Origin of the sequence: Shigella flexneri 2a str. 301 (genome assembly GCF_000006925.2) — a bacterium.
Lineage (GTDB): Bacteria > Pseudomonadota > Gammaproteobacteria > Enterobacterales > Enterobacteriaceae > ECMA0423.
Map to the genome: position 1 here is coordinate 1,069,486 of NC_004337.2, position 13,618 is coordinate 1,083,103.

A 13,618-nucleotide genomic window follows, 5' to 3' on the forward strand; every position below is an offset into this window, starting at 1 on the left:
CCTACCCACGTAATATGGACACAGGCCTAAGCGAGGTTCTGGTTTTCAAATTGTTCCGGACTGAGGCCGCCACACCAACTGTGCCGCCGCCACCGATTGTAATCACATTCGATATAATTAAACACCGTTGCCCGCATTATTTCCCGGCTGATAAAGTGTTCTCCATGGATACATTCCACTTTCAGCGAATGAAAGAAGCTTTCCACGCAGGCATTATCGTAGCAGCAACCTTTTGCGCTCATACTTCCACGCAGATTATGCCGCTTCAGTTGCGCCTGATAATCTGCTGAACAGTACTGGCCTCCACGGTCCGTGTGAACGATAACGTTCCGGGGCCTCTTACGCCGCCACAGCGCCATCTGCAGGGCATCGCAGGCCAGTTGCGCCGTCATGCGTGGCGACATTGACCAGCCAATAACGGCACGTGACCACAGGTCAATGACCACTGCCAGATACAGCCAGCCTTCATCTGTACGTAAGTACGTGATGTCTCCTGCCCACTTCTGGTTCGGGCCACTGGCGTAAAAATCCTGCTCCAACAGATTTTCTGACACAGGCAGGCCGTGTGCGCGGTAGCTGACCGGGCTGAACTTCCGGGAGGCCTTTGCCCTCAGTCCCTGACGGCGCAGGCTTGCCGCCACGGTTTTTACGTTAAAGGGGTAACCCTGAGCACGCAGTTCATCCGTCAGGCGTGGGGCACCGTAACGCTGTTTTGACCGGGTAAAAGCCGCGAGGACAACGCTGTCGCAGTGTTGGCGGAACTGCTGACGCGTGCTTATCCTTGTCCGCCGCTGACACCACGTATACCAGCCGCTGCGGGCCACCCGGAGCACGCGGCACATTGCTTTGATGCTGAACTCAGCCTGATGTTTTTCAATAAAGACATACTTCATTTCAGGCGCTTCGCGAAGTATGTCGCGGCCTTTTGGAGGATAGCCAGCTCTTCATCCCGTTCTGCCAGCTGGCGTTTGAGACGTGCAATCTCGGTAGACATCTCCAGTTCACGTTCAGAAGACGTCTGCTGATTTTGCTGTTTACTGCGCCAGTTGTAGAGCTGTGATTCATACAGGCTGAGTTCACGGGCTGCGGCAGTAACACCGATGCGTTCAGCAAGCTTCAGGGCTTCACTGCGAAATTCAGGCGAATGCTGTTTACGGGGTTTTTTACTGGTTGATACTGTTTTTGTCATGTAAGTCACCTCTGACTGAGAGTTTACTCACTTAGCCGCGTGTCCACTATTGCTGGGTAAGATCAGGCGGTTAAAGGCATCAACCGCGAACAACTGCAGACGATGATTACGGAATCAGGCATTGCGCTGGATATTAGCTGTGATAACACGCCGCGCCAGCAGGTTATTGGGGGAACGCAGGCTGCGTTGAATGAATTTACCACGCTGCTGATGGCCGCTGGATACGAACCGGTTAAACTCGGTGTGAGCGGTGCCTGGCACACGCGTTTGATGGAAGACGGCGTTCAGGCAATGCGCGATTATCTTGCCGGACTGGATATCGCTTCGCCAGAGCATCAGGTTCTGATGAACGTAACAGCAAAAAGCGAGGTCGCTCCGTCAATTATCAAAGAAAATCTCTCATTACACTTAACTCATACGGTGAAATGGACTGAATCTCTCGATACATATTCTGAATATGCCAACCCCGGTAGCTTTCCTTGAAATAAGTAATAAGCCCTATTTGGGGAATATGTTAAATGATTTTGCTGGCGTGGATCAGCAACGAGTTATGCATTGTCGTAAAGCATTTAGTGATGCAAAGGTATTCAAATGATTCCTGATTATTTAACTTTTATTCGCTTTCAGGATAAACGAAATCTGATATACATTTATGCTATTGGACTTATTCTGATAGGCTTTTATTGGAAAAATGCAGGGTTTACTTTTCCATCAGAGGATATTGGTGTAGTTAGTGGGATTCTGGCCCTGGTGCTGTATAATTTTATTTTTGATCTCAAGGCGTACTGGGCTTATAAATGCGTCACGAAGAATATCGATTTTTCGTGGTTTAAGAAAAAGCAGAACCACAAAATAGAATTATTTCTTACACAACCTCTGGTGGCAGGATTTCTGTCGTTAATCATGTTGAGTGCAATGAGTTGGGGGCTATACCAGCTTCTACCCTCGTTATATGCGCTGTTCCTGATTTCGTTACTTGGGCCGTTGGTCATCTTTCTGCTGTTTCGGATGATCCGCACCAGTTATGTCAAGCAGGTCGCTATTTCAGTAGCGAAAAAAGTAAAATATAAAAGTCTGACTCGCTATGTGCTGCTTTCGGTGTGCATCTCAACGGTTGTTAACCTGCTTACTATCAGCCCGCTGCGTAACAGTGATTCTTTTGTGACAGAGGGGCAGTGGTTAACGTTTAAATCGATAATTGCATTGCTCATTCTTTGTGGCGTAGTGTTGGCGATTAATCTGTTTTTTCTGCGCTTCTCCAAGCGGCCCGCTTTTCTGGGCAGGTTTTTTTTGCAGGAAATCGATCTGTTTTTCTCCAGTGAAAATACGTTGTCGACCTTTTTTGCCAAGCCGCTTTGGCTTCGGTTATTCATATTGCGGGTTATTGAAATGATGTGGATTACGCTGGTGTCGGTATTGGCAACGCTTGTGGAATGGCGGATTTGGTTTGAAGCCTATTTTTTACTCTGCTATGTACCGTGCTTAATTTACTATTTTTTCCATTGTCGATTCCTCTGGCATAACGATTTTATGATGGCATGTGACATGTATTTCCGTTGGGGGCATTTTAATAAGTGAGGAAGTTACAGGAAGTGACCAGATAACGCATATATGTTCTGTACTATCTTACGCATTTTGATTGTTGACTGAGTAACCAGACAGTTGATGTGCACAATTTCCCCTCGCCCTAACAGACGTGGGCGGGGGCACCCGGTGTGTACAATATACGAAAAAAAAGCCCGTACTTTCGTACGCGCTCTTCTTTAAATATGGCGGTGAGGGGGGGATTCGAACCCCCGATACGTTGCCGTATACACACTTTCCAGGCGTGCTCCTTCAGCCACTCGGACACCTCACCAAATTGTCGTTCCTGTCTTGCTGGAACGGGCGCTAATTTAGGGAAATCATGACCTGAGGTCAACAAACTTTTTGAAAAAATCGCGCGTTTATTCAAACATTCAATCAATGTGTGGTTTTAATAAGCGAAATCTGCTTTTTTTGCCACCGACCACGGATTTGTTATGCTGGTGGCCTTTGTAGATCATAACGATAAGTGCGAATAAATTTCGCACAACGCTTTTCGGGAGTCAGTATGGATATCATCTTTTATCACCCAACGTTCGATACCCAATGGTGGATTGAGGCACTGCGCAAAGCTATTCCTCAGGCAAGAGTCAGGGCATGGAAAAGCGGAGATAATGACTCTGCTGATTATGTTTTAGTCTGGCATCCTCCTGTTGAAATGCTGGCAGGGCGCGATCTTAAAGCGGTGTTCGCACTCGGGGCCGGTGTTGATTCTATTTTGAGCAAGCTACAGGCACACCCTGAAATGCTGAACCCTTCTGTTCCACTTTTTCGCCTGGAAGATACCGGTATGGGCGAGCAAATGCAGGAATATGCTGTCAGTCAGGTGCTGCATTGGTTTCGACGTTTTGACGATTATCGCATCCAGCAAAATAGTTCGCATTGGCAACCGCTGCCTGAATATCATCGGGAAGATTTTACCATCGGCATTTTGGGCGCAGGCGTACTGGGCTGTAAAGTTGCTCAGAGTCTGCAAACCTAGCGCTTTCCGCTGCGTTGCTGGAGTCGAACCCGTAAATCGTGGCCTGGCGTGCAAAGCTTTGCCGGACGGGAAGAACTGTCTGCATTTCTGAGCCAATGTCGGGTATTGATTAATTTGTTACCGAATACCCCTGAAACCGTCGGCATTATTAATCAACAATTACTCGAAAAATTACCTGATGGCGCGTATCTCCTCAACCTGGCGCGTGGTGTTCATGTTGTGGAAGATGACCTGCTCGCGGCGCTGGATAGCGGGAAAGTTAAAGGCGCAATGCTGGATGTTTTTAATCGTGAACCCTTACCGCCTGAAAGTCCGCTCTGGCAACATCCACGCGTGACGATAACACCACATGTCGCCGCGATTACCCGTCCCGCTGAAGCTGTGGAGTACATTTCTCGCACTATTGCCCAGCTCGAAAAAGGGGAGAGGGTCTGCGGGCAAGTCGACCGCGCACGTGGCTACTAATAAAGCATCAGGATTCCTGCTATCCTTGGCGGGAATTGAATACAGGAGAGAGTTATGTATCCCGTCGACCTTCATATGCATACCGTTGCCAGCACACATGCATATAGCACATTGAGTGATTACATTGCCCAGGCCAAACAAAAGGGCATTAAACTTTTTGCGATCACCGATCATGGCCCGGATATGGAAGATGCGCCGCATCACTGGCACTTCATTAACATGCGTATCTGGCCGCGAGTGGTTGATGGGGTAGGGATCCTGCGCGGCATTGAAGCTAACATTAAAAATGTTGATGGTGAAATTGACTGCAGCGGTAAAATGTTTGACTCGCTGGATCTGATTATTGCCGGTTTTCATGAGCCGGTTTTTGCGCCACATGACAAAGCGACCAATACACAAGCGATGATCTCCACTATCGCCAGCGGCAATGTGCATATAATAAGCCATCCCGGAAATCCGAAATATGAAATAGATGTTAAAGCCGTTGCTGAAGCAGCCGCGAAACATCAGGTGGCGCTGGAAATCAATAATTCCTCATTTTTACACTCACGTAAGGGCAGTGAAGACAACTGTCGTGCGGTAGCTGCAGCGGTACGTGATGCTGGAGGTTGGGTGGCATTAGGCTCGGATTCTCACACCGCGTTTACCATGGGGGAATTTGAAGAGTGTCTTAAAATCCTCGACGCGGTAGATTTTCCGCTAGAGCGCATTTTGAATGTTTCTCCGCGCCGCTTACTGAACTTCCTTGAATCTCGCGGTATGGCACCGATTGCGGAATTTGCAGACCTTTAATTACTAGTAATGGAAATATATTAATGAACGAGTTTTCTATCCTCTGTCGTGTGCTGGGTTCGCTCTATTACCGCCAACCGCAAGATCCTTTACTGGTGCCGCTGTTTACTCTGATTCGTGAGGGGAAACTGGCTGCGAACTGGCCACTGGAGCAGGATGAGTTACTGACGCGTTTACAGAAAAGCTGTGATATGACGCAAGTCTCTGCCGATTACAATGCGTTGTTTATCGGCGATGAATGTGCCGTGCCGCCATATCGTAGCGCATGGGTTGAGGACGCAACGGAAGCGGAAGTGCGCGCTTTTCTTTCCGAACGAGGGATGCTACTGGCGGATACGCCAGCCGATCACATCGGCACATTGCTGCTTGCGGCTTCCTGGCTGGAAGATCAGTCAACGGAAGATGAGAGCGAAGCACTGGAAACACTGTTCAGTGAGTATCTGTTACCCTGGTGTGGTGCGTTCCTCGGCAAAGTGGAGGCCCATGCAACCACGCCTTTCTGGCGCACCATGGCACCGCTAACCCGTGATGCCATTAGTGCAATGTGGGACGAGCTGGAAGAAGATTCTGAAGAGTAAATGTGATCATCGTCACTCATAACTGCAACAGATAATTTGTTGTTGCATAAAATGTGTGCTCGATCTCATTCATGGCCGCGTTTTCTGCTATCATGCGCGGCATGAACATACTTCTCTCTATTGCAATCACAACAGGCATTCTCTCCGGTATCTGGGGATGGGTGGCTGTTTCCCTGGGCTTACTAAGCTGGGCGGGCTTCCTGGGCTGTACGGCCTACTTTGCTTGCCCGCAAGGTGGGCTGAAAGGGCTGGCGATCTCCGCTGCAACCCTGCTTAGTGGCGTGGTGTGGGCGATGGTCATTATTTACGGTAGTGCACTGGCACCACATCTGGAAATTCTCGGTTATGTCATAACCGGTATTGTCGCGTTTCTGATGTGTATTCAGGCCAAACAGCTGCTGCTTTCATTTGTTCCGGGGACGTTTATAGGCGCATGCGCGACGTTTGCCGGGCAGGGTGACTGGAAACTGGTGTTACCTTCGCTGGCGCTTGGGCTGGTATTTGGTTACGCAATGAAAAACAGCGGCCTGTGGCTGGCGGCGCGTAGTGCAAAGACGGCTCACCGTGAGCAGGAAATCAAAAATAAAGCGTGAGGGGCACTCACGCTTTCGCTTAAACAGTAAATGCCGGATTATTAATTCCGGCATTTTTATCTGTCAGGATTCCGGTGGAACCGACATATGGCGGTATTTCACCAGAATGTCATTCTGCCGTTCTGCTTTATTTTACAAATCCCACAGACCACGGTCGATACCATCATTAATCAGGAAAATGACCCCTGTTTCGATAGCCGACATCAGACACAGCATAACGGGTTCGTTTGAGGTGTAACCCACTTCCCCTTCCAGCAAGCGCTGGTAGTCAATAAAGCGGAAAACCCCGGCCTGAACTTCATAGGAAAGTATCGTCTTACTGGTGTTCACCGAGGAGAGGATCTCACCGGTACTCACATTGACGACACGCAGGTTCACGGCAATCTGATCGAGCTGGTATTGCGTGTCTGCACCGATCCCAAAATATCTTGCCCCAACACCGCCCGATTTAACGTTGCTTTCATAACCGATAATCGAACCTTCAACCATAATATTTGCCGCCGTTAAAGATTGCAGCGGGATTCGGTTATTAATGGCAACCGTGCCGTTTTCTTGTGCCGCACGAATAACCTTGCGCTCGTTAAGCAGGTTTTGTAAGCCCTGGCGCTTTGCGGAACAGCAGTGGAGAAGTTACTTGCCGGGTAGGGTTTAAATTGCCCGGTTTCGTCCTGAATGTTGTATACCGAAACAAAGATCTTACCCGTCGGCGCTGGCAGATGGGTCAAATCTTTGTAGCTCTGAGCACGAGGCATTAATGTCGGTCTGGCGGCTTCTTTAGGCGGGGCGGTTAAGCATCCGCTCAGTAACATGACGGCAACCAAAAGAAATAAGCGCTGCATGATTATTTTCCTTATGAAGCTGGGGCTTAAAAATCGGTTGAGTTATTCTGTAAACCCGAAACCTGGATGGTCGAGGTTTGTCCGGTTTTACGATCTGTCACGTTCAACTGCAATTGACCATCGCGGTTAGCAATATCAACAATATAATCGTTGGTCACCATGCGGCCCGGTTTACCGGTATTAATATTCGACAGTAGCCCACCTAAAATTTGTGACTGGATGGCCTGAGTAAAGTTATCTAACGCTGAGGGCTGAGAGATCCCCTCATAATTTCCCCAAAACGTAACCATGTGTGAATAGATTTTGAGTAAGCAGGGTTGCAGCCACGAGTGAGTCTTCCCTTGTTATTGTGTAGCCAGAATGCCGCAAAACTTCCATGCCTAAGCGAACTGTTGAGAGTACGTTTCGATTTCTGACTGTGTTAGCCTGGAAGTGCTTGTCCCAACCTTGTTTCTGAGCATGAACGCCCGCAAGCCAACATGTTAGTTGAAGCATCAGGGCGATTAGCAGCATGATATCAAAACGCTCTGAGCTGCTCGTTCGGCTATGGCGTAGGCCTAGTCCGTAGGCAGGACTTTTCAAGTCTCGGAAGGTTTCTTCAATCTGCATTCGCTTCGAATAGATATTAACAAGTTGTTTGGGTGTTCGAATTTCAACAGGTAAGTTAGTTGCTAGAATCCATGGCTCCTTTGCCGACGCTGAGTAGATTTTAGGTGACGGGTGGTGACAATGAGTCCGTGTCGAGCGCTGATTTTTTCGGCCTTTAGAGCGAGATTTATACAATAGAATTTGGCATGAGATTGGATTGCTTTTAGTCAGCCTCTTATAGCCTAAAGTCTTTGAGTGACTAGATGACATATCATGTAAGTTGCTGATAGGTTTCCAGTTTTCCGCTCCTAGGTCTGCATATTGTACTTTTCCTCTTACTCGACTTAACCAGTACCAACCCAGCTTCTCAACGGATTTATACCATGGCACTTTAAAGCCAGCATCACTGACAATGAGCGGTGTGGTGTTACTCGGTAGAATGCTCGCAAGGTCGGCTAGAAATTGGTCATGAGCTTTCTTTGAACATTGCTCTGAAAGCGGGAACGCTTTCTCATAAAGAGTAACAGAACGACCGTGTAGTGCGACTGAAGCTCGCAATACCATAAGCCGTTTTTGCTCACGGATATCAGACCAGTCAACAAGTACAATGGGCATCGTATTGCCCGAACAGATAAAGCTAGCATGCCAACGGTATACAGCGAGTCGCTCTTTGTGGAGGTGACGATTACCTAACAATCGGTCGATTCGTTTGATGTTATGTTTTGTTCTCGCTTTGGTTGGCAGGTTACGGCCAAGTTCGGTAAGAGTGAGAGTTTTACAGTCAAGTAAGGCGTGGCAAGCCAACGTTAAGCTGTTGAGTCGTTTTAAGTGTAATTCGGGGCAGAATTGGTAAAGAGAGTCGTGTAAAATATCGAGTTCGCACATTTTGTTGTCTGATTATTGATTTTTGGCGAAACCATTTGATCATATGACAAGATGTGTATCTACCTTAACTTAATGATTTTGATAAAAATCATTAGGGGATTCATCAGCGCTGAGGGTGTTTCAATACCAAAGTCATCGTTATAGCTCGGATCTTTATAAGAGTTTTGGGCCTGAGCGCTATTTAATAAAAAAGCGCCATTATTTGGGTTACCACCAAAGTTTGGATTACGGAACTGGAAAGTCATGGTTCCAGCCCAACTTAATGGCGAAATAAGCATGAGTAGAACTACTGCATGTTTGACACGCATTGCAGCCTCCGAACAATTTTTTATTTAGAATTCATCATGCGCCAAATCGTCCGTACTTAATAACGCCTGATTTATCTGGCGACGATTTAGTGCTTCTTCAGTTTGAATCAGTGCAAAGACGACAGTTTTCTCGGAGTCTCTTTTCAACGGGAATAAAAAAGTCTGGAAAATAACATCCTGATTGACCGTTATTGTGATCCAGCTTCCCCATCGTGCACTGGGCCTTTCATTAATCGTTAAGTTACCCGTATAGTCACTTTCCCATTTATCACTAAAGGCTCGGTAAAAATCATGGCCAATAGATGAAACAGTATGGTCAGTTAACAATCCCGGGACTTCTACCTCAACGGCGTGAAGATTCCCTGCGGCGAACAGAAATTCTGCCGCCACAATCCAGCGTAAATAACGTTTCATGGCTTTATCGCCTGAGGTTATCGTTTGCCCAGGAAACCGCTTGTGTCCGGTTTTTTACGGCTATCTTCTTGAAAAGATTATAAAGATGCGTTTTAACCGTATTTTCGCTGATGAACAACGAACGAGCGATCTCGTTATTAGACGCGCCGATACGCAGCTTATTCAGGATCTCTTTTTCCCGATGAGTAAGGAGGGCTGATTCCGTGCTGTTATAACGATAGTTACCAGAATGTGTAATCAGGTAACTGGCAAGCTTTTGCGTAAAGTAGCATTCGCCACGCAGGACGCCTTGCAACCCATTGACAACACGTTCTTGATCCTCCATGGCATAAAAAACGCCGTTGATATGAGGCCAGTTTTCAATGTCGCGGTACGGGTAATCTTCAGGCGTATTTAGCAACAATATTTTGATATTGTTGTTTTTCCTGCTCAAAGTATCCTGCCAATAATGGATAAGCTTTTTATCCGCTTCCATCATATCCAGAAGAATAATAGAGCCTGAAGAGATATCGTCCAGAGAACGTTGAATATTATGTAATTTTCCTGTAATTGCTAGCGATTGTTTAAGGTGCTGCAAGAGAGCTGTCGCCTGCAAAGAAGGTTTAGTGATCAACAATAATGTATGACCATGAATACTATGGACTTCATTAAACATGATGAAACCCCACTTTTTTATTGATCGCACACCTGACAGCTGCCTCTAAAATAGAAGCACCAGAAGTACTGACAGATGTTGCACTGCTGTGTGTAGTAATAAATCAGCCCTAAATGGGTAAAATATAAAACTAATGGATTACATCTGATTTCAATCTAGCCATTACAAATCTTAAATCAAGTGTTAAACATGTAACAAAATGTAACTCATTATATTAAAATGTTAACATTAAGGTTTTATTAAGTTTAGAAATGATAGAAAAGTTGTACATTTGGTTTTTATTGCACAATTTTAAAAAATCATACAAATGGTGCTAACTTACTAATAATACATATAAAAAATATTTCGGTGTAGTCCTTTCGTCATGTAAAACGTTTTTGTTTTTTCTCCACACCTCCGTGGACAATTTTTTTACTGCAAAAAGACGAGGTTTGTCACGGCTTGTGCGCAAGACATATCGCAGCAATCAGCGACGGGCAAGAAGAATGACTGTCTGGTGATTTTTGATAGCGGAAAACGGAGATTTAAGAGAAAACAAAATATTTTTTGCGTAGATAACAGCGTATTTACGCGGGTTTTAATACTTTGGTATGAACAAAAAAAGAAAAATACAACGCGCGGGTGAGTTATTAAAAATATTTCCGCAGACATACTTTCCATCGTAACGCAGCGTTAACAAAATACAGGTTGCGTTAACAACCAAGTTGAAATGATTTAATTTCTTAAATGTACGACCAGGTCCAGGGTGACAACATGAAAAACAAATTGTTATTTATGATGTTAACAATACTGGGTGCGCCTGGGATTGCAGCCGCAGCAGGTTATGATTTAGCTAATTCAGAATATAACTTCGCGGTAAATGAATTGAGTAAGTCTTCATTTAATCAGGCAGCCATAATTGGTCAAGCTGGGACTAATAATAGTGCTCAGTTACGGCAGGGAGGCTCAAAACTTTTGGCGGTTGTTGCGCAAGAAGGTAGTAGCAATCGGGCAAAGATTGACCAGACAGGAGATTATAACCTTGCATATATTGATCAGGCGGGCAGTGCCAACGATGCCAGTATTTCGCAAGGTGCTTATGGTAATACTGCGATGATTATCCAGAAAGGTTCTGGTAATAAAGCAAATATTACACAGTATGGTACTCAAAAAACGGCAGTTGTAGTGCAGAGACAGTCGCAAATGGCAATTCGCGTGACACAACGTTAATTACCATTCGACTTTTAAATCAATCCGATGGGGGTTTTACATGAAACTTTTAAAAGTAGCAGCAATTGCAGCAATCGTATTCTCCGGTAGCGCTCTGGCAGGTGTTGTTCCTCAGTACGGCGGCGGCGGTAACCACGGTGGTGGCGGTATGAGGTAGCCTGAGTTTAACGGACACTCCTTCCTGAAATAGAATGGCATCAGAAGGAGCTAATAATGAGCAGAAAAACCCAACGTTACTCTAAAGAGTTCAAAGCCGAAGCTGTCAGAACGGTTCTTGAAAATCAACTTTCGATCAGTGAAGGCGCTTCCCGATTATCTCTTCCTGAAGGCACTTTAGGACAATGGGTTACCGCCGCCAGAAAAGGGCTCGGTACTCCTGGTTCCCGCACGGTGGCTGAACTGGAATCTGAAATTCTGCAACTGCGTAAGGCGTTAAATGAAGCTCGCCTTGAGCGAGATATATTAAAAAAAGCAACAGTGTATTTTGCACAGGAGTCGCTGAAAAATACGCGTTAATCGAACAATGGCGACAACAATTTCCCATTGAAGCGATGTGTCAGGTATTTGGTGTATCCAGGAGCGGTTATTACAACTGGGTACAGCATGAACCCTCAGACAGAAAACAAAGTGATGAGCGGCTAAAACTGGAGATTAAGGTGGCACATATCCGCACTCGCGAAACATATGGAACCCGGCGGCTCCAGACGGAGCTGGCAGAGAATGGCATCATCGTTGGTCGTGACCGACTGGCACGTCTTCGTAAGGAGCTGAGGCTACGCTGTAAGCAGAAACGCAAGTTCAGAGCGACTACGAACCCGAACCACAATCTGCCAGTTGCGCCAAATCTGCTGAACCAGACGTTCGCTCCTACAGCACCAAATCAGGTCTGGGTGGCGGACCTGACGTATGTTGCCACACAGGAGGGATGGTTGTACCTCGCTGGCATCAAAGATGTTTATACGTGCGAAATTGTCGGCTACGCCATGGGAGAGCGCATGACAAAAGAGCTGACAGGTAAAGCCCTGTTTATGGCGCTCAGGAGCCAGCGCCCACCTGCCGGGCTAATCCACCACTCTGATCGAGGTTCACAGTACTGCGCATACGATTACCGGGTCATACAGGAGCAGTCTGGTCTGAAAACATCAATGTCGCGTAAAGGTAACTGTTACGACAACGCTCCGATGGAAAGCTTCTGGGGAATATCTCCCCGGCAGCCTTCAGGGAAAAATATCATCAGATGGCTGCTTAAAAAAGAACAAATGGTAGTGTCCGCTATTGCCAGTACACCTCAGTAATAATAGCGGCCCAAATTCAGAGCTGAACATTTACCAGTACGGTGGCGGTAACTCTGCACTTGCTCTGCAAACTGATGCCCGTAACTCTGACTTGACTATTACCCAGCATGGCGGTGGTAATGGTGCAGATGTTGGTCAGGGCTCAGATGACAGCTCAATCGATCTGACCCAACGTGGCTTCGGTAACAGCGCCACTCTTGATCAGTGGAACGGCAAAAATTCTGAAATGACTGTTAAACAGTTCGGTGGTGGCAACGGTGCTGCAGTTGACCAGACTGCATCGAACTCCTCCGTCAACGTGACTCAGGTTGGCTTTGGTAACAACGCGACCGCTCATCAGTATTAATACATCATTTGTATTACAGAAACAGGGCGCAAGCCCTGTTTTTTTTCGGGAGAAGAATATGAATGCGTTATTACTCCTTGCGGCACTTTCCAGCCAGATAACCTTTAATACGACCCAGCAAGGGGATATGTACACCATTATTCCTGAAGTTACTCTTACTCAATCTTGTCTGTGCAGAGTACAAATATTGTCCCTGCGCGAAGGCAGTTCAGGGCAAAGTCAGACGAAGCAAGAAAAGACCCTCTCATTGCCTGCTAATCAACCCATTGCTTTGACGAAGTTGAGTTTAAATATTTCCCCGGAAGATCGGGTGAAAATAGTTGTTACTGTTTCTGATGGACAGGCACTTCATTTATCACAACAATGGACGCCCTCTTCAGAAAAGTCTTAATTTGTTGAAATATCGAGCATAAGATGAATCTGGAGAGAATGGTCTGCTGCGAATCAGCCAACCTGAAAGTATGGATAACACAACCCTCAAGGATGACTAATCATTGAGGAAATAGAATAAATGTTCAGACCTTTTTTAGACTCTCTTATGCTCGGCAGTTTGTTTTTTCCTTTTATTGCCATTGCAGGAAGCACCGCGCAAGGGGGCGTGATCCATTTTTATGGCCAAATTGTGGAACCGGCATGTGACGTCAGCACCCAGTCATCACCCGTAGAAATGAACTGCCCACAGAATGGTTCTATTCCGGGCAAAACCTACTCCAGCAAAGCGTTAATGAGCGGCAATGTCAAAAACGCGCAAATAGCCTCAGTAAAAGTGCAGTATCTTGATAAACAGAAAAAGCTGGCTGTAATGAACATCGAATATAACTAAGTTTCTGAACAACTCACGTTGCTGAGCAGAAAAATGCGATTTAACCAAAAAGCCTGCTGTACACTTAAGAAAC

The 13,618-nt window shown here is 46.3% G+C and carries 13 protein-coding genes, 1 tRNA gene, 3 pseudogenes and 8 other annotated features (1 of these 25 cut by a window edge); of the genes and pseudogenes, 10 read left to right on the forward strand and 7 right to left on the reverse strand.

What is annotated here, in order from left to right:
• Positions 1 to 1,254, reverse strand: a mobile genetic element; it reaches 4 nt to the left of the window's first position.
• Together SF1023 and SF1024 are read right to left on the reverse strand one after the other, a co-directional pair.
• A complete protein-coding gene (locus SF1023; protein ID NP_706942.1) occupies positions 27 to 893 on the reverse strand; it encodes an insertion sequence IS3A transposase InsF in 867 nt (288 codons plus the stop codon). Its footprint overlaps the feature before it by 867 nt.
• On the reverse strand, positions 890 to 1,198 hold the full coding sequence (locus SF1024) for an insertion sequence IS3 transposase InsE (RefSeq protein NP_706943.1): 309 nt from the start codon (positions 1,196 to 1,198) through the stop codon (positions 890 to 892). It lies within the feature at positions 1 to 1,254. The genes SF1023 and SF1024 overlap by 4 nt, the downstream gene beginning before the upstream one ends.
• Before the next feature lie 205 nt (positions 1,255 to 1,459).
• Positions 1,460 to 1,784, forward strand: a sequence feature (Similar to Escherichia coli K12 conserved hypothetical protein gi: 1787266 (108 aa). BLAST with identity of 99% in 108 aa. This CDS ontains frameshift. The sequence has been checked and is believed to be correct.).
• Here SF1024 and SF1025 point away from each other — a divergent pair.
• Together SF1025 and ycdU are read left to right on the forward strand one after the other, a co-directional pair.
• A pseudogene (locus SF1025) lies at positions 1,460 to 1,784 on the forward strand. It overlaps the preceding feature by 325 nt.
• A complete protein-coding gene (ycdU, locus tag SF1026) occupies positions 1,781 to 2,767 on the forward strand; it encodes a hypothetical protein (protein ID NP_706944.1) in 987 nt (328 codons plus the stop codon). Before SF1025 ends, ycdU begins: the two are co-directional and overlap by 4 nt.
• Positions 2,768 to 2,959: 192 nt before the next feature.
• On the opposite strand, the gene SF4465 is transcribed toward ycdU, so the two are convergent.
• Positions 2,960 to 3,047, reverse strand: a tRNA-Ser gene (locus tag SF4465).
• 195 nt (positions 3,048 to 3,242) lie between these two features.
• Positions 3,243 to 4,220: a sequence feature (Similar to Escherichia coli K12 dehydrogenase gi: 1787270 (326 aa). BLAST with identity of 99% in 326 aa. This CDS contains an in-frame stop codon. The sequence has been checked and is believed to be correct.), on the forward strand.
• On the opposite strand from SF4465, the pseudogene ycdW reads away from it, so the two are divergent.
• The 4 genes and pseudogenes from ycdW (at position 3,243) to ycdZ (ending at position 6,183) form a co-directional block, all read left to right on the forward strand.
• Positions 3,243 to 4,220: pseudogene (gene ycdW / locus SF1027) on the forward strand. Its footprint overlaps the feature before it by 978 nt.
• A 54-nt stretch (positions 4,221 to 4,274) precedes the next feature.
• Positions 4,275 to 5,012, forward strand: coding sequence for a hydrolase (gene ycdX / locus SF1028; RefSeq protein NP_706945.1), 738 nt, complete (start codon positions 4,275 to 4,277; stop codon positions 5,010 to 5,012).
• Between the two features lie 23 nt (positions 5,013 to 5,035).
• A complete protein-coding gene (gene ycdY, locus SF1029; protein ID NP_706946.1) occupies positions 5,036 to 5,590 on the forward strand; it encodes an oxidoreductase subunit in 555 nt (184 codons plus the stop codon).
• A 71-nt stretch (positions 5,591 to 5,661) separates the two neighbouring features.
• Positions 5,662 to 6,183 carry a hypothetical protein gene (gene ycdZ, locus SF1030; RefSeq protein ID NP_706947.2) on the forward strand — a complete coding sequence of 174 codons (522 nt, stop codon included), beginning with the start codon at positions 5,662 to 5,664 and terminating at the stop codon, positions 6,181 to 6,183.
• Between the two features lie 63 nt (positions 6,184 to 6,246).
• Positions 6,247 to 7,022: a sequence feature ('Similar to Escherichia coli K12 curli production assembly/transport component, 2nd curli operon gi: 1787274 (278 aa). BLAST with identity of 97% in 257 aa. This CDS contains an in-frame stop codon. The sequence has been checked and is believed to be correct.'), on the reverse strand.
• On the opposite strand, the pseudogene csgG reads toward ycdZ, so the two are convergent.
• From csgG to csgD, 4 genes and pseudogenes are all read right to left on the reverse strand, one after another.
• Positions 6,247 to 7,022, reverse strand: a pseudogene (gene csgG / locus SF1031). (Overlaps the previous feature by 776 nt.)
• A 251-nt stretch (positions 7,023 to 7,273) precedes the next feature.
• Positions 7,274 to 8,602: a mobile genetic element, on the reverse strand.
• The gene (locus SF1032) at positions 7,287 to 8,495 is read right to left on the reverse strand and encodes an insertion element iso-IS10R transposase (RefSeq protein NP_706948.1); all 1,209 of its coding nucleotides are present in this window, start codon (positions 8,493 to 8,495) and stop codon (positions 7,287 to 7,289) included. Its footprint overlaps the feature before it by 1,209 nt.
• A 225-nt stretch (positions 8,603 to 8,827) precedes the next feature.
• A complete protein-coding gene (csgE, locus tag SF1033) occupies positions 8,828 to 9,217 on the reverse strand; it encodes a curli assembly protein CsgE (RefSeq protein ID NP_706949.1) in 390 nt (129 codons plus the stop codon).
• Positions 9,218 to 9,221: 4 nt separating this feature from the next.
• Positions 9,222 to 9,872 (reverse strand): DNA-binding transcriptional regulator CsgD, encoded by a 651-nt coding sequence (csgD, locus tag SF1034; RefSeq protein ID NP_706950.2) that lies wholly within the window; start codon positions 9,870 to 9,872, stop codon positions 9,222 to 9,224.
• A gap of 753 nt (positions 9,873 to 10,625) precedes the next feature.
• Here csgD and csgB point away from each other — a divergent pair.
• From csgB to SF1040, 4 genes are all read left to right on the forward strand, one after another.
• Positions 10,626 to 11,081, forward strand: coding sequence for a curlin minor subunit CsgB (csgB, locus tag SF1035; RefSeq protein ID NP_706951.2), 456 nt, complete (start codon positions 10,626 to 10,628; stop codon positions 11,079 to 11,081).
• A gap of 40 nt (positions 11,082 to 11,121) precedes the next feature.
• Positions 11,122 to 12,718 (forward strand) — a sequence feature ('Similar to Escherichia coli K12 curlin major subunit, coiled surface structures; cryptic gi: 1787279 (152 aa). BLAST with identity of 98% in 532 aa. This CDS has been disrupted by insertion. The sequence has been checked and is believed to be correct.').
• Positions 11,231 to 12,281, forward strand: a mobile genetic element (partial). Its footprint overlaps the feature before it by 1,051 nt.
• The gene (locus tag SF1037; RefSeq protein ID NP_706952.1) at positions 11,295 to 11,597 is read left to right on the forward strand and encodes an insertion sequence element IS600 transposase; all 303 of its coding nucleotides are present in this window, start codon (positions 11,295 to 11,297) and stop codon (positions 11,595 to 11,597) included. (Overlaps the previous feature by 303 nt.)
• Positions 12,273 to 12,372 (forward strand) — a mobile genetic element (partial).
• Before the next feature lie 62 nt (positions 12,719 to 12,780).
• The gene (csgC, locus tag SF1039) at positions 12,781 to 13,113 is read left to right on the forward strand and encodes a curli assembly protein CsgC (RefSeq protein NP_706954.2); all 333 of its coding nucleotides are present in this window, start codon (positions 12,781 to 12,783) and stop codon (positions 13,111 to 13,113) included.
• A gap of 120 nt (positions 13,114 to 13,233) precedes the next feature.
• Positions 13,234 to 13,545, forward strand: a complete 312-nt coding sequence (locus tag SF1040) for a hypothetical protein (RefSeq protein ID NP_706955.1) — start codon at positions 13,234 to 13,236, stop codon at positions 13,543 to 13,545.
• The last annotated feature ends 73 nt before the right edge of the window (positions 13,546 to 13,618 follow it).